The organism is Fulvivirga maritima (assembly GCF_021389955.1).
GTDB lineage: Bacteria > Bacteroidota > Bacteroidia > Cytophagales > Cyclobacteriaceae > Fulvivirga > Fulvivirga maritima.
In genome coordinates this window covers 3,241,995-3,267,535 of record NZ_CP089980.1, presented here as the reverse complement: position 1 = coordinate 3,267,535, position 25,541 = coordinate 3,241,995, and the positions used below count along the sequence as shown (strand labels likewise).

Sequence of the window (25,541 nt, the reverse complement as noted above, 5' to 3'; positions counted from 1 at the left end):
ACTATGATAGCTCTTTTATTAACCTATTCTTAGTTTTTAAAGCAAACTGTTTCTTCCAGTCATTTAGATCGAAATTATACCTCTCCTGAAATGAAGTAGTTTCCCAGTACATCATAAGTGCATAGTTTTGCTCCATCAGAAAACCAGCATTATCTTCCCCTATTTGATACAGTTCTTCTATCATTTCACTCAAAACAACATACTCGTCGTTTACCTTCTGACCTCCAAAACTGAACGATAGGTACTGTCTGTTTTTAATTAGCGGATGATTCTTTAATTCTTCGACAGGCTTTAGGCTATTAAGCATCCTCAAAGCATTTTGAGAAGGAACCTCAATGGCCCAGTTAGAGCATACAGCATGAATGAGGCTTTTTTGAAATGCCAGTTCATCTCCTAATCTCTTCTGCTGAGAAGCTAGCTTAAACCAATTTTCACTCACCTCTCCGAAACTTTTAGTACTAAGTTGATAGTGATGTATGGCCTCTTCTATATTGTTTTGCCTGAGACACTCATTTCCCTTATTCAGGTGAGCGAACAGAAAGTTATCATCTTCAACTTCTTCATCAGGGTACTCAAAATCATTTTCTTCGTATAAGCTATACCACTCCAGGAATTTATCTAAAGAAGAAAAGACAGGCCTAATACTGCCTTCATCATGAATCATCTCACAGATAACTGGTTCATCATTCTCCTTACCAAACTCCCAATAAAGCCCATAATAATCTCCGTTACCCATTTCAGCTTCATGAAAAGGTAAAAACCCATTAGGAGGATATGGTCCCATTTCATTGGCTGGAAACAGAGAAATTTTATCGATATTTTGGGGTAATTTCATTATTCAGAATTTTTAAAATAGCATTTTATTCAAGCTTAACGACTCAAAAATACTTGCCGAAGAAATGAAAACCTACCTTATCAACCACAACTAACAGGTACAAAGCCAATTATATTTTACTGAAATCTACAGGAAAGGATTTAATGACAAGCAGAGAGGAAAACTAAATAGGTAATATACCTAGTTTTAATTATCAATCAGACCATGAAATACGTGTTAGAATACAGAAACAAAAAGTAAGTGAATTAAATAAATTCGCTCAACACTTATCATTATAGGTAAATATCAATTCTCCTTCACCAATTTATTAAAGTCATTTTCCGAGCCATTAAATACATTAATATCTACATAGGTATCTACCCCTGATAAATGACCTCTGTTAGCAAACTGCCAAAAGGTCCAAGGCCTTCTGTCTATTAGAGATGGTTTTCCGAAAATTCCCCGAATCCAGATAGGATTTTCAGAAAATTGATCTTGCAGATATTCATCATAGAATTCCTGGGTCGCGTATATTATTGGCTTTTTATGATAATGATCTTCTACTGAGGTCAAGAACATATCAATCTCCCTAATGAGTTGTTCTGGTGACTGATCTGTCTCACAGTTACCCCCGAATTCTAAATCTACCACCGGCGGCAAATTATTAGAATTATAAGGAACTGTAGCTATAAAATGGCTCGCCTGCTCTGCTCCCGACTTACATAATCGATAAAAATGATAGGCTCCCACCTCAATATCCTGTTGATGAGCATTTTCCCAATTTCCAACAAATTTAGGATCAGTGTAATCCCCTCCTTCTGTTGCCTTTATGAATACAAATGCCATATTTTCCTGAGCCAACTTCTCCCAATCAATATTACCTTGATGGTGAGAAATATCGATCCCTTGTATAGGATATTCTTCTAAAGATGGGTAGCTAAACCTTAGATAACCGGTATAAAACAATATCGCAGCTATACCTGCTACAATCACCAATATTATTACAACGTGTTTTTTGTTCAATTTTGAGTTCGTGGTTTTAAGGAGAATGGTATTCTTTAATATCAATTATTTAAACTTCCTCCCTGATTTTTTATTACATAATCAAATTCAATTATTTGAATTCTATGACCACAGACTTACAAACCAATTCCAAGGTACTGCTATGTTCTCCTATACCATGAAGAAAGGTGAATTCCCCATAAAAAAGCTCATCTTCCACATAATAATCAAACGAATAGACTTCTAACTCATCGTTCTCCTTGCATGAAATGGATTGAGGCATTACCCTACTAAGCTCCCCAAAAACCAAAAGAATAATGATATAATCATTAACCTCCTCATTCCATTGAAAAATTTCAATCTCAATATTTCCAAGAGGCTCTTCATTGTAGTCAATCCTTCCTACCGGTGCATCGTGAAATTCTATAGTTTCTAATCCTGCAAGGTCAATCATAATTTTGATTATAATGTAAAACAAAAAAGGCCTCTTCCGAGGCCTTTTTATTTATTATTTTAAATTTTTATTATGAGTACATAGAGTCTCGTTGCTCTGTGATATAGTCATCACCAATGTAATCATCGAAAGTCATCAATTTATCTAAGAAGCCGTTTGGAGTAATTTCAATCACTCTATTAGCAATGGTTTGGGTAAACTCATGGTCATGAGATGTAAATAAAACAGTACCTGGAAATTCTGCCAAACCGTTGTTTAGCGCCTGAATAGATTCCAGATCCAGGTGGTTGGTAGGTTCATCCATTATTAAGAGATTAGCTCCAGAAAGCATAGCTTTAGAAAGCATACATCTCACTTTTTCACCTCCTGAAAGCACATTGCTCTTTTTCAGTACTTCCTGACCTGAGAACAACATCTTACCTAAAAATCCTCTGATGTACACCTCATCTTTTTCACCTTCTGAGTATTGTCTCAGCCAGTCTACCAGATTAAGATCATTATCAAAGTATTCTTCATTTTCATTAGGCATATAGGCTGTAGTAATAGTCTGACCGAATTTAAACTCTCCGGAATCAGGCTGACTCTCGCCTGCCAATATTTTAAACAAGGCCGTAGTAGCCATGCTATCTTTACTGATTACTGCAATCTTATCTCCTTTATTTACGAAGAAGTCAAGATCTTTGAACAGAGTTCTTCCTTCTACAGATTTGCTCAGCCCTTCTACCTGCAATATCTGATCTCCCGCCTCACGATTTTGCGTGAATATAATAGCCGGATATCTTCTTGAAGAAGGTTTAATATCTTCCACATTAATTTTATCCAATAGTTTTCTTCTACTGGTAGCCTGCTTAGATTTAGAGGCATTAGCACTAAACCTGGCAATAAATTCTTGTAATTCCTTCTTCTTCTCTTCTGCCTTTTTGTTTGCTGCTGATCTCTGACTAAGTGCTAACTGGCTAGACTGATACCAGAAAGAGTAGTTACCTGTAAAGGTATTAATCTTACTATAGTCAATATCTACTATATGCGTACAAACTGTATCTAAAAAGTGACGGTCGTGAGAAACCACAATCACTGTGTTTTTAAAATCTAAAAGGAAATCTTCTAACCATGAAATAGTATGAATATCTAGGTCGTTAGTAGGCTCATCCAGAATAAGTACATCAGGGTTACCAAATAATGCCTGAGCTAAGAGCACACGTACTTTTTGCATACCGCTCAGATCTTCCATTTTTTGATAATGCAAATCTTCTGTAATACCAAGTCCACTTAAAAGAGCAGCAGCATCAGATTCGGCATTCCAGCCATCCATCTCTGCAAATTCTGCTTCCAACTCAGAGGCTCTAATACCATCTTCCTCATTAAAATCAGGCTTAGCATAAATAGCATCTTTCTCCTCTATAATCTTCCACAGCTTGCTATGCCCCATAAGCACGGTATTTAACACCGTAAACTCATCAAATTCAAAGTGATTCTGCTTTAACACGGCCATTCTCTTGCCCGGCTCTAAACTCACCGTACCTGAGTTGGGATCTACATCACCCGCTAATATTTTTAAAAAGGTAGACTTACCCGCACCGTTGGCTCCAATTACTCCGTAGCAATTCCCTTCGGTAAACTTCATGTTCACCTCATCGAATAATACGCGTTTACCAAACTGTAAGGATATGTTCTGTACTGAAAGCATACTTTAATAGTTTATTTATGGCCTAAAACAAACTGCAAAGAAAGTAATTAAATCATTAGCATGTACTACTAATACCAAAGGATTACAAGGAAATTTATGTATAGCTCCTTGGAAAGACCACCTGAAGAGCAAATCTTTGCAGATATTTTGGCTTAAACCTTGACTAAAAGACATTAGCCATTGCTTTGCAAAAAACAACCATTTAATCAAAAGCCTTTATTCAGAGCAGGAAAGTCGGTATACACTTGCTCTTCATAAATAATACAGCACATGAAAGACCTTAGAATAATATATATGGGTACGCCCGAATTTGCCGTGCCTTCACTTGAAATTTTAGTAGAGCATCAGTTTAACGTGGTAGCTGTTATTACTGCCCCAGACAAGCCAAAAGGCAGAGGTCAAAAAATGACTACCTCCCCTGTTAAAGACTGTGCGGTAAAACATAATATACCCGTACTACAGCCTACCAACCTTAAAGCTCCTGAGTTTATAGAAGAGCTAAAAAGTTACAATGCTAACCTACAAATAGTAGTAGCCTTCCGTATGCTGCCAGAAATAGTATGGAATATGCCTGAAATAGGCACTTTTAATCTGCACGCCTCATTACTACCACAGTATAGAGGAGCAGCTCCTATCAACTGGGCTATTATAAATGGTGAAAAAGAAACCGGAGTGAGCACCTTCTTTCTTCAGCATGAAATTGATACCGGTAAAATCATTTTTCAGGAAAAAGAACCTATTCATGAGTCTGACACCGTAGGAGACCTGTATGAACGCTTAATGCAGCTGGGCTCTAAATTAGTGCTAAAAACCGTAGAAGCTATTCAAAGTGAAAGCTACCCTCAAATAGATCAGGATGAAAGCCAGGAATTAAAATCAGCCCCAAAAATATTTAGAGAAACCTGCGAGATAAAATGGAATCAGCCAACAGACATGGTGTATGACTTTATCCGCGGCCTCTCTCCTTACCCTGCTGCCTGGACAGAAATCTTAGGCAAAAACCTGAAAGTTTTTATTGTAGAAAAGGCTCCTCTAGACGAGAAACTGAAATCCTTAGCGCCAGGAGACTATGATAGTGATAATAAAACGTATCTTCGTTTTAGAACTGAAGATGGCGCCATCAATGTAAAAGAGCTTCAGATACAAGGTAAAAGAAGAATGAACATTGAAGATTTTTTAAGAGGAAATCAGGTAAATTAATAACCCTGAGCTGGAAAAATGAGTTTCTCATTAGGCACTTGTGCCACGCACAACATATTTTTTAATACTTTTTAAGAATTAAATAAGCGAATGAAAATATCTATGATAGCGGCTATAGCCGAAAATTTTGTGATAGGAAAAGACAATGACATGGTTTGGGATTTACCCGATGATATGCGTTTTTTCATGGAAAAGACGTCTGGACACCATGTTATTATGGGAAGGAAAAATTTTGAGTCTATCCCTGAAAAATATCGACCTTTGCCTAAGCGCACCAATATTGTTATGACTAAAAATAACGAATGGACAGCTGAAGGAGTCGAAATAGTTCATTCACTGGAAGACGCTCTGGCCATAGCCCGAAAAAATAACGAGCCAGAGGTATTTATTATAGGAGGTGGACAAATATATGAGCTAGGCCTTGAACACGCTGATGTGATGTACCTCACCGAAATTCATGCTTCGTTTGACGGAGATGCCTTTTTCCCGACGTTCAACAAGCTGGAATGGAAAGAAAAAGAAAGAATTCCTCATGAAAAGGATGAGAAGCACGAATATAGCTTTGACTTTGTGACCTATGTAAAAGAATAAATTGAGTAAGTATTGAGATTTCACATTCCGCAAAATCTCAATACTATAAAACTCTTTCCTGCTAATTCCACTGCCCCAGCAGCCTTCTAACCACTATAATTTGGCCTACATGATAGCTATTATGATCAGCTATCAGTAATGCTTCTCTGAGAAGATTTTGTCCATCTCCATGTTCAAACGGGGCATATAAATCAGCTTTAGGATCTGAAATAAGGGCTATATATTTATCTCTGTCCTCTTTGATCTGAGTTAGAGAATTTTGCCACTCTTCTTCACTGGCCGGTGCCTCATCAGCAGGCCAGTAATCATCTGGCCAATTCCAGGTTTCATAATTGGCATTTGTTGAAAAATCAAGAATATCTGCCTGTGCTAATCGCATATGCTCCACCAGCTCCCACACACTATATGGCAGTCCGTCTGGTCTTTTACCCCGATAATCTGCAGGCAAATCAGCCACTGCCCGTTCTAAGGTAACATGGGCGTTTCCTCCTTTTAAAAGAGAAGAAACCTGCTCTATTAATGATTCAATTTGGTTATTCATTGTAGTATATTTTTAAATTGCCTTCTTAATTATCTTAGGAAGGGTTCATACACTAAACAACCTCAGCATCGTACAGTTAAAAAATAGCTACATGTCCAGAATAAACCGAATGATACTTTCATTAGGAGCAATTATTAACAGCCTTATTGATCCTGCTTTTAGATCTCCATCGCATTATATAAGCGACGATCATAAAACTGATAACTGGATCACAGGACTAATAGCTCTGATATTTATTCCACTCATTATTGTAATCTTGGTTGTGAGTTTACTAAAAAACAGATGACTATTATTCTTTTATAATTATACTCCGTATTACAAATAACCATGGCTAAACATCCAATTAGCTACTGATTTACCTATAGTTCCTTCAGATTTATCACGCGTTTCTACCTCATATTTCATTCTCGACATATATTCCCCATTTTGATACAAATAAAGCTCACCTAATGCATCATTTAAATCAATAGTGGCTGCCAACAAAAAATTTCCATCGGTATACTCTAAATACTTAGAATCTGGTCCTGTTACTTCAGCTATTAATTTTCGGTAAATTTTCATTTCATTTACTTTTTTACCTCTTCCTGTGGAACTGCCAATAGAACGATCTTCTACTCCTGAGAACTCCATTTTACCTATCTTGATGGATCTCTTCTCATCTTCCTCATCATCTTCATTCCTATAGATTTGATAAATCCAATAGTTCCTGGAATTATAGATTTTCTCAAAATACAAAGAGGCGTCTGGCTTTTTAGGTATTCCTAATTTAGACAACGCTACATTGTAATAATTAAGCACTTCAACCACCTCCATGGTATCTTTTCGCACTGTTTCAGCTACATCTACAAAAGTGTCAATGTCGTTCGTATTAAAACCATCATCATACAGGTGTACTCCCTTGCCAAACAATTCTACATTTAAGAAATGCTTCACACTCCAATACGTCATACTATTGATCCTTACCTTCTTGTCTAAAGCGGGAAATTCAAGATCCATCCATAAAATATCTTTTTGACCCGGAATCCTGCCCTTAAAATAGCCCTGATTAGCACGCAATATAGGCGCATCATTATTATCAAAAACCGTAAACTCTTTTACTTTACCAGTCACTTTTCCCATCACTACTTTGTCTTTGTAAAGAACATCTTTCTTCACCTTATACTTTTGCGCGAGGCTTATACCAGTAATAAACAATAACCCACATATTAGTAATCTTGTCTTCATATTAACATTGTTTAGTATTTACAGAGTTTATAAGTAGCAGCATTTTCAAGTAACCAACTTTATCATATAAAAAATAAATCGAATATTAAATACATCCCACACCTCATATTATTCAATATTTTTTATTATAAAAAGATAATTATTACCTATTTTAATGGATTACTCAAAAATCTAATTATGAAAATATTTGTACTTGTATTTCTTTATGTAGCCGCCTCCCTCTTAACCATTTCAAACAGCCACGGTCAATCATCAACAAAAACACAAATCATGTTTATTGGCTTTGATCATCTCAATCAAATATATAATGGTACTGAAGCCTCCGACGTGCTAAGCGATAAAAATCAGAAAGAAATAATACGATTAGCTGAAGCATTAAAATCATACGCTCCTGATATGATAGGAATAGAAGTTGATCCTAAAAAACAAGCCCATGAAGACAGCCTTTATCAGACCTACCTTTCTGGTAAAAGCCAATTAAAAGACTTTGAATATGGACGAGGCGAAGCTTTTCAAATAGGATATCGGCTAGGAAAATGGCTTAACCATGATAGAATTTATGCCATAGACAATGACAACTCCACTTCGCAAGGGCTGCTACAAAACGGGGACAATATTGAAATCTTCAAAAACCAGCTCAAGGAATTACAACAAACTGCCCGCCCTATGCGACAAGGAATGTTAGCTGGCGATATGTCTTTATATGACTATATAAAAACCATGAACCAACCCCAATTTATTGACCTCACTCATCATCTGATATTCAATATACCTGCTTATGTGGTCAATGGATCTTTTGCGGAAGGAATGGTAAATACTGTAGACCTTGGGAAGGTTGACAATAAGTATATAGGAGCCGAATACATTACGTTATTTTACAATAGAAACCTGAAAATTTATTCTAACATCCTCAATGCTCAGCTCAATAATAACAAAGAGAAAATTCTTATTGTAATCGGTCAGGCTCATGTGGGTGCCTTAATAGATTTGTTTGAAGACAATCCTAATTATGAAATAATTTCTCCTCTTAATTACCTTAAATAGTCATATTGATTTAAATTAGATTAAACCAACCCATAAATGATTGACACCAATAACTACAAAACTGGCCAACAGTGATGAGGACTTGCTAGGCATTCTTGAACTTCAAAGAGAAAATCATCTGGCAAATATTAGTTCAGAAATAAAGAACACTGAAGGTTTCGTCACTGTGAAGCACACCCTCCCCATCCTGAGGCAAATGAACGAAAAAGCCCCACAGGTAATAGCGTTAGATGATTCTGGCAAAGTGGTAGGGTATGCTCTGGTAATGGTTAAAGATTTTAAATACCTGCTACCAGTACTCACGCCCATGTTTGAAGCTTTTGAAGACATCACTTACAAGAATAAAAAGCTTAGTGAAAGTAATTATTATGTGATGGGACAGGTCTGTGTAGCCAAAACTCATAGAGGTATGGGAGTATTTCAGAGCCTTTATAGTAAGCAAAAAGAAAGCTACTCGCATAAATATGACATTTGCCTAACGGAGGTTTCTTCCAGCAATCCCAGGTCCATCAGGGCACATGAAAAAGTAGGGTTCAAAACCATACATACCTTTAAAGATGTAACTGATGAATGGCACATCATTGGTTGGGATTGGAACCATTAAAACACTTAAAGTGTAAACTCTAAGGCTATTTATTCCGTTAATTTGTGCAAAATTGCATATTAGATCGTTTTTTATCTTCAAGCAAATACAATCATTTCTTAAATACATATGAAACTTAAATCCATACTATTATCCACTGCTCTCATCTCCAGTCTTTTTCTGGCAGGCTGTAATGACGATGATGAGTCTTTCAATGCCGCTGATCAATACAATCAGGAACAAGAAGAAATAGAGGCCTATCTTCAAGAAAATGGCTTAAACGCACAGACCGATACCACTGATGCCAGGTTGAAATATATTGTTAACCAAACCGGAAACGGAGAGCGAGTAGCTGGTGATGATGTTACCTTGGTAGACATTACTGGCACATTATTAAATGGAAACACCTTTTACGAAGAAGATAGCATTTATATAAGAGTGAACACCTGGATAGCAGGTTATTACATCTTAGCTCCTTATTTCTCTGTAGGTAGCGATGTTACTATGTTCATTCCCTCATACTATGGATACGGATCTAACGTAGCTTTTGATGGCGATTTACCTGCCAATACTCCTATGAGGTTAGACGTTAACATCAGAGGAACCCAATCTTCTTTTGATTACGAACAAATGGTAATAAGCCAGTATTTAGAAGATAATAATCTAACTGCTGAAGTAGATGAAGAAACCGGGTTAAGATATATCATTGAAGAAGAAGGTAATGGAGACTTCCCCACATCATCAAGCAATGTAACGGTAAATTATGAAGGCACTTTCCTTAGTGGAGAAACCTTTGATAGCGGCTCTAGTACCACCTTTTCTTTGAGCAACCTTATCGAAGGTTGGCAAGTGCTTATGCCTTACGTTAGTGAAGGCGGTACCATCACTATGTTTTTACCTTCAGAATATGCTTATGGTCGTAGTGGAGCTGGTACCATAGCCCCATACTCTACTCTTATTTTCACAATAGACCTGGAAAGCATTAACTAATAATATTTTTTCACCATCCAAGGTCATTTTTTATAACTTGGATGGTGAATACTCATCACTACTATCTTCTCCCCACAGCAGCTCTTACCAAGAATAATACAAACTTTTATAGGCTGACAAACATCCACTTAAAAACTGACTTTTGTCATTCCCTCATATATTTTGCAGGCGTTTCTTTACACTATGATAGAGAACAGCTTTAACAAGATACCTGAGCACCTAAGACCGAAAAATGAGGGGACTGATCAACTTTTCAAGAGCGGTATACTTGAAAAGTTCACTAGAACCCATGTAGCCGTACCTATCACCATGCACACTATTATTATTTTAGTATTTTGCTGGTTAGGACTGTCTCAAATGCCTGTCTTAAAATTTTTAGGTATTTTCTTTTCAGGATGGTTAATCTGGACCTTCTTAGAATACTGGATACATAGATATGTTTATCATGTAAAAACTGAAAACAAAGTACTAAGAAGAATCCAGCACATGGGACATGGCATACATCATCAATACCCAAAAGACCCTACCAGACTGGCTATGCCTCCATTACCTGCTCTAATTCTATTAACAGGTTTTTACAGCATCTTCTGGCTGATTTTGAGAGAGAATGCAGTGGCTTTCTTCCCCGGCTTTTTACTAGGATACCTACTTTACATTTCTCTTCACTATGCACAACACAGATATAAGGCACCTAATTATGGGCCGTTAAAAAGATTATGGAAGTATCATTTACTTCACCATTACAAACATCCGGAAGATAAAGCATTTGGTGTTTCTACCTTGCTTTGGGACGTTGTATTTGGCACGCTTCCTAAAGAAAAACAAAAATAATAGACTGAATAAACGCAGAAAAGCCACCCCGAGGGGTGGCTTTTCCTTTTCTAACAACGTATAAAACTAATTAACCCTACTCTTTAACAAACTTGGCCTTCACTACCTCACCTTCTTCTGTAGTTATCTCCAGAATGTAAATTCCTTTTTCTAAACCTATCGTTTCTAACTTTAGGTGTTTCGGATCAGCAGATTCGTAATCAACCATTACCTCTTCTCCGTTTTTCATTTTAGTAACTTTAATTTGAGAGCTATTAAAACCCTCTGGTATTTCCAGCATCAAATAATTCTCTGAAGGATTTGGATATACTTTTGATGATCCTACTCCATCCTCAATTATAGCTGCTCCACTTTTCAGATCACATCCCTCTTCTTCAAACTGATATTTTTCATAAGTCAAGTCAGATTGCTTAAACTCATCTACAAATACAGCACTTCCAATACGCACATTACAAGGCTGATGATATACCTCTATCAACTCAATTTCTCTTTCACAGCTAGTTTCTGTTTTACCCGACAAGCTGGTTTCTACCAAATAAGCATCACTACCTCCTACACCATAGGAATATGTATAGCCTACAAAGGCAAACCATTTCTCATTATACTTAGTAAGCTCATAGCCCAGATCGTTGCCCTCTTCTCCGTACTCCTGCGCCCATAGCAGATTAAGAGCTGGATCCGTTTGAAACATCATAGCATCATAAGTGGGCGAGGTCACTGAATAGTTAGTTCCTACTACCGTTATGGATTCCTTACCCTCTTCATTTGGTCCGACTTCTAATGAATAGGCCAATTCATTTTCACATTCAGTACCATATGTTTTCATTAATTGGAAACTTCCTCTTGGTCCTAAGAGCATTAAAAAGGCATCATATGTATTATCAAGGCCGAAAGAATTAGTAAACCCAGTAACTACAAAACCGCCTTCTTTCGTTTCCTTAACACACGTGCCTGCATTTATCCCTCTAACAGGGCTTTTGCCACCGGAAAAGCCAAATGCCTGGGTCCATTGAACGGTAAGGTCTTCGCGTAGTTTTACCACATAAATATCCTGCGAGCCTTTAAACAACGAGCTGGAAGTACACTCATAATTAGTAGTGTAGCCTGTAATTATATAGCCACCATCTCTGGTTTGCTCTATCCATGAACCTACCTGGTTGCCTCTGGCTCCTATTACAACAGCCCTTTGGAGATTTCCGAAAACATCGGTTTTCACTACATATAAATTATCTCCCGGAAAAAAATCGCGATAGCTGTTAGTGCTACCTACAGCGATGTACCCATTTTCATCAAGCTCTCTTCTAAAGCTATTCTTTATATCATAGAAAATATCTTCGCCTTCTTTACCATATAGTACAGAAAATACAGGTTGCCCCTCTCTACGTGTGCCTACAATCCAGGCATCACCTCCTTGAGCGCCAAAGCTATTCGTTTGGCCAGCTGCTACATAAGTTAATTCTTCCTGTAAAAATGAAGTGGTGCGGACTGAAGTGAAATAATCTGAAAGGTCACCTCCATATACAGTAGTCCACATCTGAGAACCTGTGGGAGTGGTTTTAGTAATATAAGCATCATACCCTCCAAACAATAAACCATTAGAGTAGCCTGCAAATAAGTATTTGGAATCACTTTCATTTAAAGGAGCAAGTGATAACCCCTCGTCTAATTTAGAGGTGCCGAAGGAGCGCTGAAATTGCGCAAAGGCACCATCATAAATTAAAAAACACAGTAATACGGTAATAATATTCTTCATGAGGTTTAGGATTTAAATTATTTAATAACTGAATTTATATAATTTTTTAAATATTCAGTAATATAAAATAAATCCAAAAAGTACATGATCCAGAAATAAATAAAACCCTTAGATTTTATTATTTACCAGATTCTCATTCTGAAGAACAATTACCTTATAAAAACAAAAAAATGAGCGCTAACCTCTTACTACTCAAAGTGGTAAAGAAATACCAATAGACCGGTGAATGCAGGCTTCGGATTTCCTTTAATTTCTAAAGTTACATGTAATTGAGCCTTACTTACACCTCTTAGATTGGCCAAAGACTCCAACTTAGCTACCAGACGCACCTCACTATCTACCAATACTGGCTGATTGAATCTTAACTTTTCAATACCATAATTGATCATCATCTTTACATTTCTGAATTCAGCAATTTGCTTCCACAAGTAAGGAGCAACTGCTACAGTAAGGTATCCATGCGCTATTGTAGACTTAAAAGGACTCTCAGTTGCTGCTCTTTTAGGGTCAATATGAATCCACTGAGGATCAAGAGTGGCTTCAGCAAACTGATTGATCTGCTCCTGGTTAATTTTTAAGTAATCAGAAACACCTATTTCTTTTCCGATAAATTCTTCAAATTCTGCGTGATTGTTTATGATTACTTTTTCCATAATGTTGTACTAGTAAGTTTTAAAATTTTGAATGGTCAATATTACGTAAAACTTTTAAAAATCTTCAAAACTATACCTATTGCAACACTCAAAAAGGCACATAAGAGCCACTTTCACCTCTAAATCTGAGCCGGTTCGCGGTGTCCTACCCAGGTAAAGCGTTTTATGATATACTCAGGATTAGTAAAAGAAGCATTACCTGCAGGATTACCCCCCGTAACATGAAAATCACTAAATCCCGCATTTTGATTCATATAAATAGCTCCTGTTAAATTAAAAGACACCGGCGTAGCCGCCAAAGCCATCTGATCTGCTATTTTTTCCTTCACATCAGGATCAGTGGTATATGCGCCACAAGAGATCGCCCCCTGAGTCATAGCCAGTTCCTTAGCTAGCTCAATAGAATGATCCGTGTTTTTAGTTTTTATAATTAAGGCTATTGGTCCAAACAATTCCTGACCATATAAGTCTTTATCTTCTGCCTTCACTTCTAATACAACAGGAGTAGCCGTTCGAGCATTCTTAAACATTGGATTATCCAATACGGTCGATTTCAACAATAATTTCCCACTCTGCTCTACCTCTGCCAAGCGCTTATAGGTCTTTTCATTTTGAATAGCTCCCAGCACAAATGGCGCTGCTTTTGAATTACCTGTAAGCAGCTGAATATGCTCTTTCATTTTCTCAGCAAATTCATCAAAAGTAACTTTACCCTCTGGGGTACTAATGCCATTTTCAGGCACATAAAAATTTTGTGGAGCGGTACACATCTGCCCTGAGTATAAACAAAGGGCAAAACTCAAGTTAGCAGCCACTTTATCTATATCATCCACAGAATCTAAAATCACAGAGTTAACCCCTGTTTTTTCGGTAAACACCTGTTTCCCTTTTAAATTTTCCAGATAAGCACCAAACTCCGAATTACCAGTAAAATCTATCACTTTCACCTTATCATTTTCGGCCAAGTCTTTACTAATAAGTGCGGTTTCATTATCTATCGCCAATTGACATACATGAGGGTCAAAACCATTATTATTTAATGTTTTTTGAATTTCTGCCACCACTATAGCCATGGGCAATACCGCCCCAGGGTGTGGCTTAGCTATGGCAGTATTTCCTGTTATTAGATCAGCAAAAAGCCCAGGCACTGAATTCCAGGTGGGGAAGGTAGAGCAGCCTATCACCACTCCAATTCCTTTTGACACAGCTCTCCATTCCTTTTCTAACTGGATATTAAACTTCCCCATTGGCTTAACCCAAAAGGCAGAACGCGGAAAGCGCTTCAGCTCCTCATAACCAGCCGCCACAGCCTCCAGAGCTCTATCTGCTGCATGAGGACCAGATGCCTGAAAAGCCATCATATACCCTTGACCTGTAGTATGCATGGTAGCATAGGCTATTTCGAAAAAACGTTTTTTAATTTGCTCTAAAGATTCTAGCAATATACCTGCTCGTCGCTCTAACGTAACTTTTCTCCACTGTTCAAAAGCCTTTTCTGAATTATCAATTAAAACCTCTACAGGCGTAACCGGATAAGTAATATTTAAAGACTCCTTAAGGTATGGTGATTCCTCCGATCCACTCCAGCTTGTTGCTCCCTCCTGTAATAGTTCATCGAACTGTTTCCCTAAGTGTGATTCATAATTTTGGAGGCCTTCTTCATCTGCTGTTTCTCCGTATATTTTAGGTGACGGATGCTCAGGAAATGCGGCAAAAAAAGTCCTTTCATGAACAGCCTTAATAGCTGTTTCTAAGAGATTTTTATACTTATTAAATAATTCCATACCTATTTTTTGTTAGTCCCTTATCTAAGTTAAGGTTTTAAAGGCATTTACTGCAATCGTTTTAGATGGAAATATTTTTTCTCACAGATGGTTTACCTATGTAAGAAAAATGATATAAATAAATGAAAAAAGTGATGTGGTGAGAAGATTGATTATTTTACTGGGATGGATATTTGTTTCCTATATGGGCTTTGGTCAGCAAAGAACATATAAATTACCGGAAACAATAAAAACTGAAGACTATGAGCCTTCAGTAATAGTGGTGAAGCTTAGAGTGAATAGCAATTCATCTGGCAGAACTTCTACTGGAAGCACAGTAGCCTCGCCAGAAATAATTGATCGCATCCTGGGAAAAGACATTGAAACAAAAGCGCTTGCCTTTCCTAAAAAAAGCACATCATCGGCTACAGCCAGAAGCGCTTCCTCCAAAAGTACTCTTGATAACATCTACAAGGTTAATATCACAAAAAAAACCAATCTGATACAAGCCATTAACAAGCTTCTTGAATCGGATGAAGTGGAGTATGCGGAGCCCTATTTCACTCCTCGTCCACTATACGTTCCTAATGATCCTGAAGCAGCTACACCTACCGGCAAACAAACCTATCTGGATATTATAAAAGCTTATGATGCCTGGAATTTGGAGAGAGGAGATACCTCTATGGTAATAGGCATATTAGACACAGGTGTGGATATGGATCATGAAGACCTGGTGGATAATATTAAATACAATTACAATGACCCTATCAATGGGATTGATGATGATAACGATGGTCTTATAGATAATTATGCAGGCTGGGATATTGCTAATAATGACAATCTGCCACAAGCTGACACACAGGATCATGGCACTCGTGTAGCTGGTGCAGCATCTGCCAGTGCAAACAATGGTATAGGAATAGCTGGCGTAGGATTCAACACTAAGTTTTTGCCTATTAAAATATATAGAAGTGGCTCAGGCTCCTTTTACCAAGGTTATGAAGCTATAGCCCTTGCGGCTGATTTAGGTTGCAAGGTGATCAATTTGTCCTGGGGAGATCCTGGTACTTATAGTAAATACGGACAAGATATTATAAACTATGCCGTTTTAGAAAAAGATGCCGCTGTAATAGCCGCAGCAGGCAATACCCCTGCAGAACTGGACTTCTACCCTGCCTCTTTTGATAATGTCCTATCCGTCAGCTCAACAAATAACAATGATCAAAAAGCCACCTTCGCTACCTTTAGTAATTATGTAGACATAGTGGCTCCAGGACAAGCCATTTACACCACCAGCATGAATGATGATTACCAACATATCAATGGAACCTCATTATCATCTCCAATAGTGGCAGCCGCTGTAGCCTTGGTAAGAAGCCGTTTTCCTCAATTCAATGCTATTCAGGCTATGGAAAAAGTGAGGGTAACAGCTGATGACATTTATGCTAAAAATGCCTCTTTCAAAGGGCAATTAGGGAAAGGCCGTTTAAACATGTTAAGGGCTTTAACAGATAATACATGTCCATCCATACGTGTTACAGACTTTAGTTACAATAATGGATTCGGAAACTATATGTTTCATGGAGATACTGTAAGCATGAGCCTTGATTTTATTAATTACTTGGCTACCTCTGATGCAGCCACTACTGCCACATTATCATCTAATTCTCCTTATATAACCATTATTAAAAACTCTTTTAAAATAGGTTCTTTAGGCACTTTAAGTAAAACCTCCAACACATCATCTCCTTTTCAAGTAATTCTCAATGATGATTTACCCCCTAACACTACCCTTTCATTTCGTATTGACTTTTCGGGAGGTGCTTATTCAGACTTTCAAAATATAACTATCACCAGTTCACCGGATTACCTCACTGTAACCAATAATCAGATGTCTTTCACTTTAGTGAGTAATGGGAATCTTGGTTACAAATATGACGGTCAGGCAGAAGGTGTAGGTCTCACTTATCAAAATCAACGCATACTTGATAACATTGGAATTGGCCTGGCTTATGATGGCAGCAGCTTGTCTGATAACATGCCCACCAACCTTTTTACTTACCAGAGAAATCATGACTTCATTACTGATACTAACATAAAGCTATACAAAAATTCTGAGGCCGATGTTGATATCAGAAACGCTTATAGTGACCCTACAAGCCCTTTTAATATTGAACAAAAAACGCTGGCATACGCAGACCAAGATTATTTTATTTTGCAATACAGAATCACTAATACCAGCTCACAAGATATTAACAACGTTCATGTAGGGCTATTCACTGATTGGGTTTTGGGTAATAAAAACTACAATTCCATTCATTGGGATCAGGAGAATCTATTAGGGTATGCTCAAGATAATGTAAACCATAACCTGTATGCTGGAGTAGCTTTACTAAAGGGAGATCAACCTATTTTTACAGCCCTAGACAATAAAAATTTCAATGGTAACAGCAGTGACCTACGCCCATTAATAGAAGAAGCGACTTTATACGATTTTTTATCTCAGGGAATTAGCATCACTGAAGCAGGCACAGCTAACACAGGTAATGATGTGTCACAAATAAACGGGGCAACCATATCTATAGCAGCAAAAAAATCTCAAAAAGTAACTTTGGTCATTTCAGCTGCCAATACACTAAGTGATCTGATAACCAATATTCAGGATGCAAAAGTTAAATACAACTCTTATTTATCAAACCCGCCGGTGCTCTACACTGCTTATGCTTGTCTGGGCGAAAGCACTATAATAAATCCACCCACTGGGGAGATCTATTCCTTTTACTCAGATCCTGAATTACAAAATCTGGTTTATATAGGAGAATCTATTAGCTCAGGCGTACTGAATGCACCTCAGAAGTATTATGTTCGTAATGAAGATTCTGAATTAGAATCTGATATTTTCACAGTTCAAGCAGCACCAAAACTGGTGAAAACTGATTTTTCTATTAATCCTGATCCACTTCTTTTAGACGAAACAGAGAACACTAAGGCTACTTTCACTGACTTAAGTATAGATGCTGTAAGCTGGAAATGGAACTTTGGCAATGGCTATACTTCTAACAGCCAAAACCCAATTATGAACTATCATGAAACCGGAAGCTACTCCATCTCTTTGACGGCTACTAACGACCTGGGTTGTATAGAAAGCACTACTAAATCGCTGGAAGTAAGTTATAGAAGTAACACGCCTAATATAGAAGACAAAAACTTATGTAGGAATGAAGAAACAACGCTTACCGCTACCAATGCCTCTCTATTAAATTTTTATAGCGATGCTCAACTCACTAATAAATTCTACACAGGTAATAACTTATACTTAAATAATCTGCCGAATGACACTATTATTTATGTAACCAGCATTGATTCTACCTATGAAAGTAATGCCAAAGCGGTTCGCATTAACATTAGTAAGTTAGAAGCTGCCTTTAATTACTCACTAGACACATTAAATCTGGAAAAGAAAAAGCTTTTAAACTTCAAAAGCGACTGTAGTAATGAAACTTCATATAGCTGGTTTATTAATGGAATAGAAGAAGGAGCCAATACAGACCTATCACTAGACTACAGCTTGTCACCCAGCACACTGGCAGTAACCTTATTGGCAGAAGATGAATTAGGTTGTTATGAAAGAAGCGAAGCCTTTATAACGCCTACAGCTTCAGCCAGACCTGCTTTAGAAGACATCAGCTTATGTAATGAAAGTTCTATTACCATTTCTCCTAGTAACGGAGAGCTTTTCTACTTTTATAATGATGCCGCACAGTCTCAGCTTATCCATAAAGGCAATCAATTCTCTTTTCAGAATATCAATAAAGACACTGTTTTATATGTTACAGGGGTAGATGGTTTACTAGAAAGCCAAGCTAGTCAGATAGAAATAAAATTTCTTCAACCCAAAGCTTTCTACGACACCTTTTATACTGATGAGGGCATTGGAATTAATAATATGAGTATCAATGCTGACTCCTTTACCTGGCAGCTAAATGGAGACACGGTAAGCCTTGAGTCTGACCCTGAATTTATATTAGCACCCAATATAGATCATGAATTGAACCTAATAGTTAGCAATGACTTAGGTTGTTATGATGAATTTAGCACCATAATTCATCTTGCTACGCTGGTAAGTAGTATTGATCCTCAATTGGCTAATGAAATAACTTTTCATCCTAATCCTGCTAGCGATATTTTAAGGTTTTCACAAGCAGAAAGTGAAGCTACTATTTATACAACTGGCGGGCAGCTTGTGCAAACAAAAATGAAAGGTGAGTCTGAAATGAACATATCTCACCTTCAAAAAGGGTTGTATGTAGTTAAGTTGAAATATAAAGATCACACAGCAACTCAGAAATTAATCAAAGAGTAACGACTCTTTTTAATAACTGATTTTGTCGTCCTTTTCTTTCCACTTTTTAAACACTTGCTGGGCAGCACTTCTTTCCACATTAATAAAGTCTATCCCTCGGCTCTCCATGGGCTTGGCTATCTCTTCATACACAAATTGATCATCGAATTCAATGGCCGCTGCATCTTCTCTTGTACAACCATAATAAACCTTTTTAGGACGAGCCCAATATATAGCACCAAGGCACATAGGGCATGGCTCACAGGAAGTATAAATAACACAATCTGTTAATTGAAAAGTGCCTAATTTCTTGCAGGCCTCTCTTATGGCTGTCACTTCTGCATGGGCAGTAGGGTCGTTAGTAGACGTAACCATATTATACCCTTCAGCTACTATTTCGCCATCTTTCACTACTACTGCACCAAAAGGGCCACCCGCTCCTTTTGTCATCCCCTCTTCTGCTAATGCAATAGCTCGAGACATAAACTCAAGATCTCTCTCTGTCATATTTCCAATATTAATATCCCACAAAAATATAAAAGAAAGGCACAAACTACCATAGATCCATATAACGTATTACTTTTGCAGAAATTTACAAAACAGCACTGGCTGACGGGATAATATTTCAGGATCTCAATCCTGATGCGCTTTTTTTACTACTACCATTTGTATGGAAATGTTACTAATTAACTGCATATACTTCCGGTAATCGTATAACTAATACCAAACATTATATTTTTTGCGTTTGTACGGAAACCTAGTGGTCGTTTTGTTGTCTTTGAAGGCAAAGAGAAAAATATATCATTTTTTCACCTTAGGAATAAAACATTTTCTGTTATGATTAACTTTTCACTAAAAAAAACCAGTTGGAGCATTAGAAAGTCCATGAGTAAAACTGTGGATAGTTCTTATATGAAGCATTTTGATGATGCTGTTACTAACTTAGAGCTTAACCTTCAGGAGGAGCGTATTAAAACGGTTTTCTGAAGAGCATATATGGGAGGTCTGTGTTTAGTCTGACTTTCTCACGGACCCTCCACTACTGGTGTTAGTCTGAGATTTTTGAGGATTTCCTCTATACCGAATACTACCTGCGCTAGATGCATGGGCATCAATTTCTTCTACAGCATACACCTTAGCACTACCAGCACTACTGACCCTGGCCTGCACACGTTTACCTTTTAGGTCATAGGCATCTATACCTCCCGCACTGCTGGCTGTAATTTCTACTTCGTTGGCAGTGCCTTTCAAATCAAGATCTCCAGAACTGGAAACCGACACCTCTAAACTGTTTACCGCCACAGAGACTGAGACATCAGCCGCACTTGATACTCTGATATCCATGCTTTCTCCTTCTATTTGATCTTTGCCATATACACTAGAGGCTGAACTAGCCGAAATACCATCTAGGTTTACATAAGTGACATACACCTTCACTGAATGATTACGGAAATGGCCATCCTCCAATTCAATTTTCAATCTTCCTCCAGAAATATTGGTCACCACATCATCCAAATCTATCCCTCTGGCTTCTATTTTCACACTTTCCTTGTTTCCTTTTTGCAGATAAACATCTATAGCCTGGCCGGTTCGAATCTCATGAAAACTTCCCAACTCTCTCTCCTCTACATCTTGCCCCTGAGCCGACAATACCATCATAAATGATATTAATACAGGCACTATCATTTTAATTCTATTCATTGTTAAGCGTATTTTATATTTATTTCAAAGACAACCTCCTTCACTCAAGGTTGCATGTAAACAAATATAGCCTCCTACATCATCATAGGTTCTACTCTCTAATATACGCTAAACCGTTAATTCAAAAAAAATAGCGCTTACCTTATCATATAAATTAAGATATATATTATAATCTCAACGGTTTTAGGCACTTGATTAAACTCTTAAATCAAGAGTGCTATTAACTGCATAATAATCTGAAGTTTAATTATCTTGTAACTACTTTATTTAATAACTTTAATGGAAACAACAGAATACAACCCAAATAACTTTACTAACATGGTTAAGGAACAACTAAACGTGCTTATACAATTAGCAGCTAGTGACAATGAGGTTGCAGAAAAAGAAGCGAAGCTTATTCAGATCATTGGCCAGTCTAACGGAGTTACCAAAGAAGAAATAGATGAGATGCTTAAAAATCCTGAAAGACCAATAGGTGACTTAAGTATGTTAACTCCTGATCAAAAATTTGAACACTTATATCATGTAGTTCAATTGATGAAAGTAGACGGACAAGTATTCAAAAGTGAAATCGTATTTTGCCAGGATATCGCAGAAAGACTTGGATACAAGAAAAAGGTTATCGCAGAGCTGTCATCTAAAATATTCAGTGATCCTTCAATCACAGCTGACAGAGAAATGCTAAAGAACAAAGCGCAAAAATACTTGAAATAAAACATTCAAATCTCAAAGGTGAAACCACTCACCTTTGAGATTTTACTCTTGAAAAGTGTTCTAATTCAGTTCCATTAGTAGTAATATAACACCCTAGGCTCTCAGCTGCCAGACAACTGTGTATTGGTAAAATCATCAATACATCTCCTACTTGAATTTGATCAAAGACAGCCAAAGTTACTTTTAACAGCCCGTGCTCTTGCGAAAGACTCTTTAAGTAACAATCAGGCACTACAGTTCCCCACTCCAAATTTCCTTGGCTTTCCACCAATTGCCCAAATGACTTATTGCCATTTACTTCAATACTGTCTTTACTGAAATGTATGGCTCCTCCATAGATGCAAATCTCCTTTCGGTCTGCATTTTTTGAAACTACCGGACAAGCCACTGCCACAGCAATATCATGATAAGAACAAGCACCTATTTCGGCCTGCATTACATCATAAAACACAAAATTACCCGGGCTTAAGGAATTGCTTCCTTCAAAATGGCCCCCTACACTACAGGTAGGCGTATCTCCTGTACAAATGTATATATCTTCTTCCCCCTTCAGAGCAGCTTTCAACCCCTTAAGATCATTATGCAACTGATGATGTACGGCTTTTACCTCTGCCTCTCCCCTACACTGATATGAATGACCTGCATGAGAATATAAACCTCTCAAAGTAAGGTTATCAAAAGACTTTACTAACCTGATAAGTTCTAAAACTCCTTCATAATCGGATGATGAGAGACCGGTTCTGTGAGCTCCACTATCTATTTCAATAAAAATAGATAAGGACAAGCCTGAGGTTGATAAATAGCTTATTGTCTGCTCATTATCTACCAATAAAGTAAGTCTGCAATGAGCAGGAAATTTTTTAAGATCTTCTGTTTCAAGAATATTAAAAGGAAAAGCTACGGTAATGTCTTCCCAACCTGCCTGAGCAAAGTAATAAGCCATACCTAAAGAAGACACTGTTATAGCCTCAACACCTGCCTCCCTTACCCATTCTCCTATGGCATTAGACTGATGGGTTTTGAAATGAGGACGAAAGTCTTGCTGATGAGCATCAGCCTTCTCTTTCATCCGTTTAATATTATACCTACACTTATCCTCATCAAGAATAAGTGTAGGCTTAGTAATAGATATCAATAGATTAGTTTTTTGGTGCAGCCTCTACCGGAATAGTAAGCTTCATTTTCTCCCATTCTAACACAATACCTCCGTCTACTACAGTATAAGTTAACCTTTCTGTTACTTCATCTTTCCACTCAGGAGCTATGCTCACTCTTGCCACATCATGCTTTTCGTTATAATTATAAGCACCCCAGGCACCATGTTTTTCTTTATTCCAATCAGTGTTTACAATAGCTATCCATTCAGCATCTTCATTAGGAATTAGGTAAAAACCATATTTACCGGCAGGCATTTCATTATCTCCTACTTTCACGTTTTCACTAAACTCAAAAGAGGTAGTTTCATTAGCTCCAGCTCTCCACACAGCACCAAACTTCTCTAATCCACCCCAAATTTCTCTGTTTTTCACTGCTGGCGAACCATAATCAACTACTACTTTCACTCCACCAATTTCTCCTTCAGCTTGTTTTCTGGGACTTTCTATAGGCTTTTCTGTTTCTTCAACAGCCTCTTCAGCTACAGAATCAACTGCTACCTCAGCCTCAGCATTTTCTTCCCCTGATTCTTTTGCTCCTCCACAGGAAAACAGGAAGCCCGTAGCAATAGCCATTAGCAACAGGAAATAGTAGTTTTTAAAATTTGTCATATTAAGCATGTTTAATTATTGAATATTATTTTAGTCTTCAGCAGAGTATACTAACTGACCTCCAAATATGGTCATCATAACCTGAACAGACAAAATATCTTTTTCCGGAACGGTCATAATATCCTTTGAAAAGACAGTAAAATCGGCCAGTTTACCTACTTCAATTGAACCTTTAATATCTTCTTCAAAGGCTCCATAAGCGGCATTAAGCGTATAGGTTTTCAAAGCCTGCTCTCTGGTCATTTTCTGCTCTGGCTCATAGCCTCCCTCAGGTTCTCCTTGCAGCGTCTTTCTGCTTACACTGGCATAAAAAGAAGCAATAGGATTAATAGGTTCCACTGGCACATCAGTACCATTCATTAATCGAGCTCCGGTTTCAAGCAAGTCATGCCACATATAAGCACCTTCCTTGATGCGCTTTTCACCCAGCCTATTAATAGCCCAAGGCCTATCTGATGACATGTGAATGGCTTGCATAGCAGGAATAACTCCCAACCTACCGAAACGAGGAATATCTTTAGGAGCCAAATGCTGAGCATGCTCTATTCTAAACCTGCTATCTTTTGCTTCTTGCGAATTTTGCTGAAAAGCGTTTTCATAAATATTGAGAATTTCATGATTAGTTCTATCGCCTATTGCATGCGAGCAAACCTGAAAACCATTTTTCAATGCCTTCTCTGATATATAACTCACATATTCCATAGGAACTGTAGCCATACCATAATGCCCTGGTCTGTCTTCATACTCATCTAGCAACCACGCTCCTCTTGAACCCAGCGCACCATCACAATGAAGTTTCACTGACCTGATAGTTAACAGATTATCAACAGAATCAATCTCAGGGCCATGCTTAAACCACTGCTCTACCAAAGTAGTGTCTTCTCCTGTAACCATAGCATACATGCGCAGATCTAAAATGCCTTCTGATTTGGCTATTCTATAAAGATCAATGGTTTTACCATCGATGCCCGCATCATGAAAACTAGTGATCCCATTCTTATGACAAGCTTCAATTGCTAATTTCAAAGCTTCCATATCTCTTTCCAGAGAATTTTCCGGAATATGCCTGGTTATTACCTCCATAGCCCTTTCATTAAAAATTCCGGTAGGATTCCCCATCTCATCTCTGATTATTTCACCGCCTACAACCTGCTGTTCCGCCAGGCTCTCCTTAGCCAAAGGCATTACTCCTGCTAATTGCATGGCCTTAGCATTAGCAAAACCAGCATGACCACTAGCGTGAGAAAGATAAACAGGATTATCAGGAGATACAGCACTTAACTTATCATGGGTTTGAAAACCTTTAATCATAGGATCAGGCTGCGGAGTCCATTTGCTCTGGTGCCAGCCTCTACCAATGATCCATTGCCCGGGTTTAGCCTTATCTGCCGCCTCTTTTACGCGCTGCACCAATTCATCATAACTGGTAACATCCATCAGGTTAAGGTTAAGCTCGCTATAGCCCAATCCCATAAAATGTCCGTGTCCTTCTATAAAACCAGGCGTAAGTGTCTTTCCTTTTAAGTCTATCACCTTTGTGCTATCACCTTTTAAGGCTTCCACATCGGCGCCATTACCTACCGCTATTATTTTGCCTGCCTTTACGGCAATGGCCTCGGCCTGCGGTTGATCTTCATTCATAGTGTAAATGGTACCTCCCTGAATGATCAGATCCGCTGTTTGAGAATTTTCTTGAATAGAGCAGCTCCATATCGAAAGACAAAAAACTGCTATTATGAGTGTATATACTGGTTTTAAAAACATAATCTAAAGTAAACTTACATGTTATCAATACAATTGAGGTCAATCACTCGGATGTAAGGAGTGTTTTCACTTCTTTTGTATACTATATCTGCAAAATATTCACGGATATTTTAATTTAACAAAT

Annotated in this window: 23 protein-coding genes; 9 read left to right on the top strand and 14 right to left on the bottom strand. The window is 37.7% G+C overall.

The window, feature by feature from the left end; genetic code table 11:
• Position 1: 1 nt before the first annotated feature.
• The 4 genes from LVD15_RS14110 to LVD15_RS14095 all read right to left on the bottom strand — a co-directional run bounded on the left by LVD15_RS14110 (position 2) and on the right by LVD15_RS14095 (position 3,957).
• Entirely contained in the window at positions 2–835 is an 834-nt protein-coding gene (locus tag LVD15_RS14110; RefSeq protein ID WP_233775871.1) for an SMI1/KNR4 family protein, read from the bottom strand.
• Positions 836–1,120: 285 nt separating this feature from the next.
• The gene (locus tag LVD15_RS14105) at positions 1,121–1,837 is read right to left on the bottom strand and encodes a glycoside hydrolase family 25 protein (protein WP_233775870.1); all 717 of its coding nucleotides are present in this window, start codon (positions 1,835–1,837) and stop codon (positions 1,121–1,123) included.
• Positions 1,838–1,928: 91 nt separating this feature from the next.
• Complete coding sequence (locus tag LVD15_RS14100) at positions 1,929–2,270, bottom strand: hypothetical protein (RefSeq protein WP_233775869.1); 342 nt, start codon at positions 2,268–2,270, stop codon at positions 1,929–1,931.
• 70 nt (positions 2,271–2,340) lie between these two features.
• Positions 2,341–3,957, bottom strand: a complete 1,617-nt coding sequence (locus LVD15_RS14095) for an ABC-F family ATP-binding cassette domain-containing protein (protein ID WP_233775868.1) — start codon at positions 3,955–3,957, stop codon at positions 2,341–2,343.
• A gap of 270 nt (positions 3,958–4,227) precedes the next feature.
• Between LVD15_RS14095 and fmt the strand changes: the two genes are divergently transcribed.
• Together fmt and LVD15_RS14085 are read left to right on the top strand one after the other, a co-directional pair.
• Entirely contained in the window at positions 4,228–5,157 is a 930-nt protein-coding gene (gene fmt, locus LVD15_RS14090; protein ID WP_233775867.1) for a methionyl-tRNA formyltransferase, read from the top strand.
• A 90-nt stretch (positions 5,158–5,247) separates the two neighbouring features.
• Positions 5,248–5,748 (top strand): dihydrofolate reductase, encoded by a 501-nt coding sequence (locus LVD15_RS14085; RefSeq protein WP_233775866.1) that lies wholly within the window; start codon positions 5,248–5,250, stop codon positions 5,746–5,748.
• A gap of 61 nt (positions 5,749–5,809) precedes the next feature.
• Here LVD15_RS14085 and LVD15_RS14080 read toward each other — a convergent pair whose 3' ends face one another.
• Both LVD15_RS14080 and LVD15_RS14075 read right to left on the bottom strand, forming a co-directional pair.
• Positions 5,810–6,289 carry a DinB family protein gene (locus LVD15_RS14080; RefSeq protein ID WP_233775865.1) on the bottom strand — a complete coding sequence of 160 codons (480 nt, stop codon included), beginning with the start codon at positions 6,287–6,289 and terminating at the stop codon, positions 5,810–5,812.
• Positions 6,290–6,604: 315 nt separating this feature from the next.
• Positions 6,605–7,513, bottom strand: coding sequence for a hypothetical protein (locus LVD15_RS14075; protein ID WP_233775864.1), 909 nt, complete (start codon positions 7,511–7,513; stop codon positions 6,605–6,607).
• 177 nt (positions 7,514–7,690) lie between these two features.
• On the opposite strand from LVD15_RS14075, the gene LVD15_RS14070 reads away from it, so the two are divergent.
• The 4 genes from LVD15_RS14070 to LVD15_RS14055 all read left to right on the top strand — a co-directional run bounded on the left by LVD15_RS14070 (position 7,691) and on the right by LVD15_RS14055 (position 10,961).
• Entirely contained in the window at positions 7,691–8,557 is an 867-nt protein-coding gene (locus LVD15_RS14070) for a DUF5694 domain-containing protein (RefSeq protein ID WP_233775863.1), read from the top strand.
• A 40-nt stretch (positions 8,558–8,597) separates the two neighbouring features.
• The gene (locus LVD15_RS14065) at positions 8,598–9,161 is read left to right on the top strand and encodes a GNAT family N-acetyltransferase (RefSeq protein WP_233775862.1); all 564 of its coding nucleotides are present in this window, start codon (positions 8,598–8,600) and stop codon (positions 9,159–9,161) included.
• 108 nt (positions 9,162–9,269) lie between these two features.
• Positions 9,270–10,130, top strand: coding sequence for an FKBP-type peptidyl-prolyl cis-trans isomerase (locus LVD15_RS14060; RefSeq protein ID WP_233775861.1), 861 nt, complete (start codon positions 9,270–9,272; stop codon positions 10,128–10,130).
• Between the two features lie 183 nt (positions 10,131–10,313).
• Positions 10,314–10,961 carry a sterol desaturase family protein gene (locus LVD15_RS14055; protein WP_233775860.1) on the top strand — a complete coding sequence of 216 codons (648 nt, stop codon included), beginning with the start codon at positions 10,314–10,316 and terminating at the stop codon, positions 10,959–10,961.
• A 76-nt stretch (positions 10,962–11,037) separates the two neighbouring features.
• On the opposite strand, the gene LVD15_RS14050 is transcribed toward LVD15_RS14055, so the two are convergent.
• From LVD15_RS14050 to paaN, 3 genes are all read right to left on the bottom strand, one after another.
• A complete protein-coding gene (locus LVD15_RS14050; protein WP_233775859.1) occupies positions 11,038–12,714 on the bottom strand; it encodes a T9SS type A sorting domain-containing protein in 1,677 nt (558 codons plus the stop codon).
• Positions 12,715–12,902: 188 nt separating this feature from the next.
• Positions 12,903–13,367, bottom strand: coding sequence for a MaoC family dehydratase (locus LVD15_RS14045; RefSeq protein WP_233775858.1), 465 nt, complete (start codon positions 13,365–13,367; stop codon positions 12,903–12,905).
• Between the two features lie 119 nt (positions 13,368–13,486).
• Positions 13,487–15,151, bottom strand: coding sequence for a phenylacetic acid degradation protein PaaN (gene paaN / locus LVD15_RS14040; protein ID WP_233775857.1), 1,665 nt, complete (start codon positions 15,149–15,151; stop codon positions 13,487–13,489).
• Positions 15,152–15,290: 139 nt separating this feature from the next.
• Between paaN and LVD15_RS14035 the strand changes: the two genes are divergently transcribed.
• Entirely contained in the window at positions 15,291–19,493 is a 4,203-nt protein-coding gene (locus tag LVD15_RS14035; protein ID WP_233775856.1) for a S8 family serine peptidase, read from the top strand.
• A 9-nt stretch (positions 19,494–19,502) separates the two neighbouring features.
• Here the strand turns inward: LVD15_RS14035 and LVD15_RS14030 are convergent, their stop codons facing one another.
• Positions 19,503–19,979, bottom strand: coding sequence for a nucleoside deaminase (locus LVD15_RS14030; RefSeq protein WP_233775855.1), 477 nt, complete (start codon positions 19,977–19,979; stop codon positions 19,503–19,505).
• A 330-nt stretch (positions 19,980–20,309) separates the two neighbouring features.
• Between LVD15_RS14030 and LVD15_RS14025 the strand changes: the two genes are divergently transcribed.
• A complete protein-coding gene (locus LVD15_RS14025; RefSeq protein ID WP_233775854.1) occupies positions 20,310–20,459 on the top strand; it encodes a hypothetical protein in 150 nt (49 codons plus the stop codon).
• A 24-nt stretch (positions 20,460–20,483) separates the two neighbouring features.
• On the opposite strand, the gene LVD15_RS14020 is transcribed toward LVD15_RS14025, so the two are convergent.
• Positions 20,484–21,173: a head GIN domain-containing protein gene (locus LVD15_RS14020; RefSeq protein ID WP_233775853.1), complete on the bottom strand. Its 690-nt coding sequence runs from the start codon at positions 21,171–21,173 to the stop codon at positions 20,484–20,486.
• Between the two features lie 279 nt (positions 21,174–21,452).
• Between LVD15_RS14020 and LVD15_RS14015 the strand changes: the two genes are divergently transcribed.
• Entirely contained in the window at positions 21,453–21,887 is a 435-nt protein-coding gene (locus LVD15_RS14015; RefSeq protein ID WP_233775852.1) for a tellurite resistance TerB family protein, read from the top strand.
• A 28-nt stretch (positions 21,888–21,915) separates the two neighbouring features.
• Here the strand turns inward: LVD15_RS14015 and LVD15_RS14010 are convergent, their stop codons facing one another.
• From LVD15_RS14010 to LVD15_RS14000, 3 genes are read right to left on the bottom strand one after another with little or no spacing between them, the layout of a single operon-like run.
• Positions 21,916–23,022, bottom strand: coding sequence for an alanine racemase (locus LVD15_RS14010; protein ID WP_370687364.1), 1,107 nt, complete (start codon positions 23,020–23,022; stop codon positions 21,916–21,918).
• A gap of 4 nt (positions 23,023–23,026) precedes the next feature.
• Positions 23,027–23,653: a DUF2911 domain-containing protein gene (locus tag LVD15_RS14005; protein WP_233775850.1), complete on the bottom strand. Its 627-nt coding sequence runs from the start codon at positions 23,651–23,653 to the stop codon at positions 23,027–23,029.
• A gap of 30 nt (positions 23,654–23,683) precedes the next feature.
• On the bottom strand, positions 23,684–25,417 hold the full coding sequence (locus LVD15_RS14000) for an amidohydrolase (protein WP_233775849.1): 1,734 nt from the start codon (positions 25,415–25,417) through the stop codon (positions 23,684–23,686).
• Between the last annotated feature and the right edge of the window lie 124 nt (positions 25,418–25,541).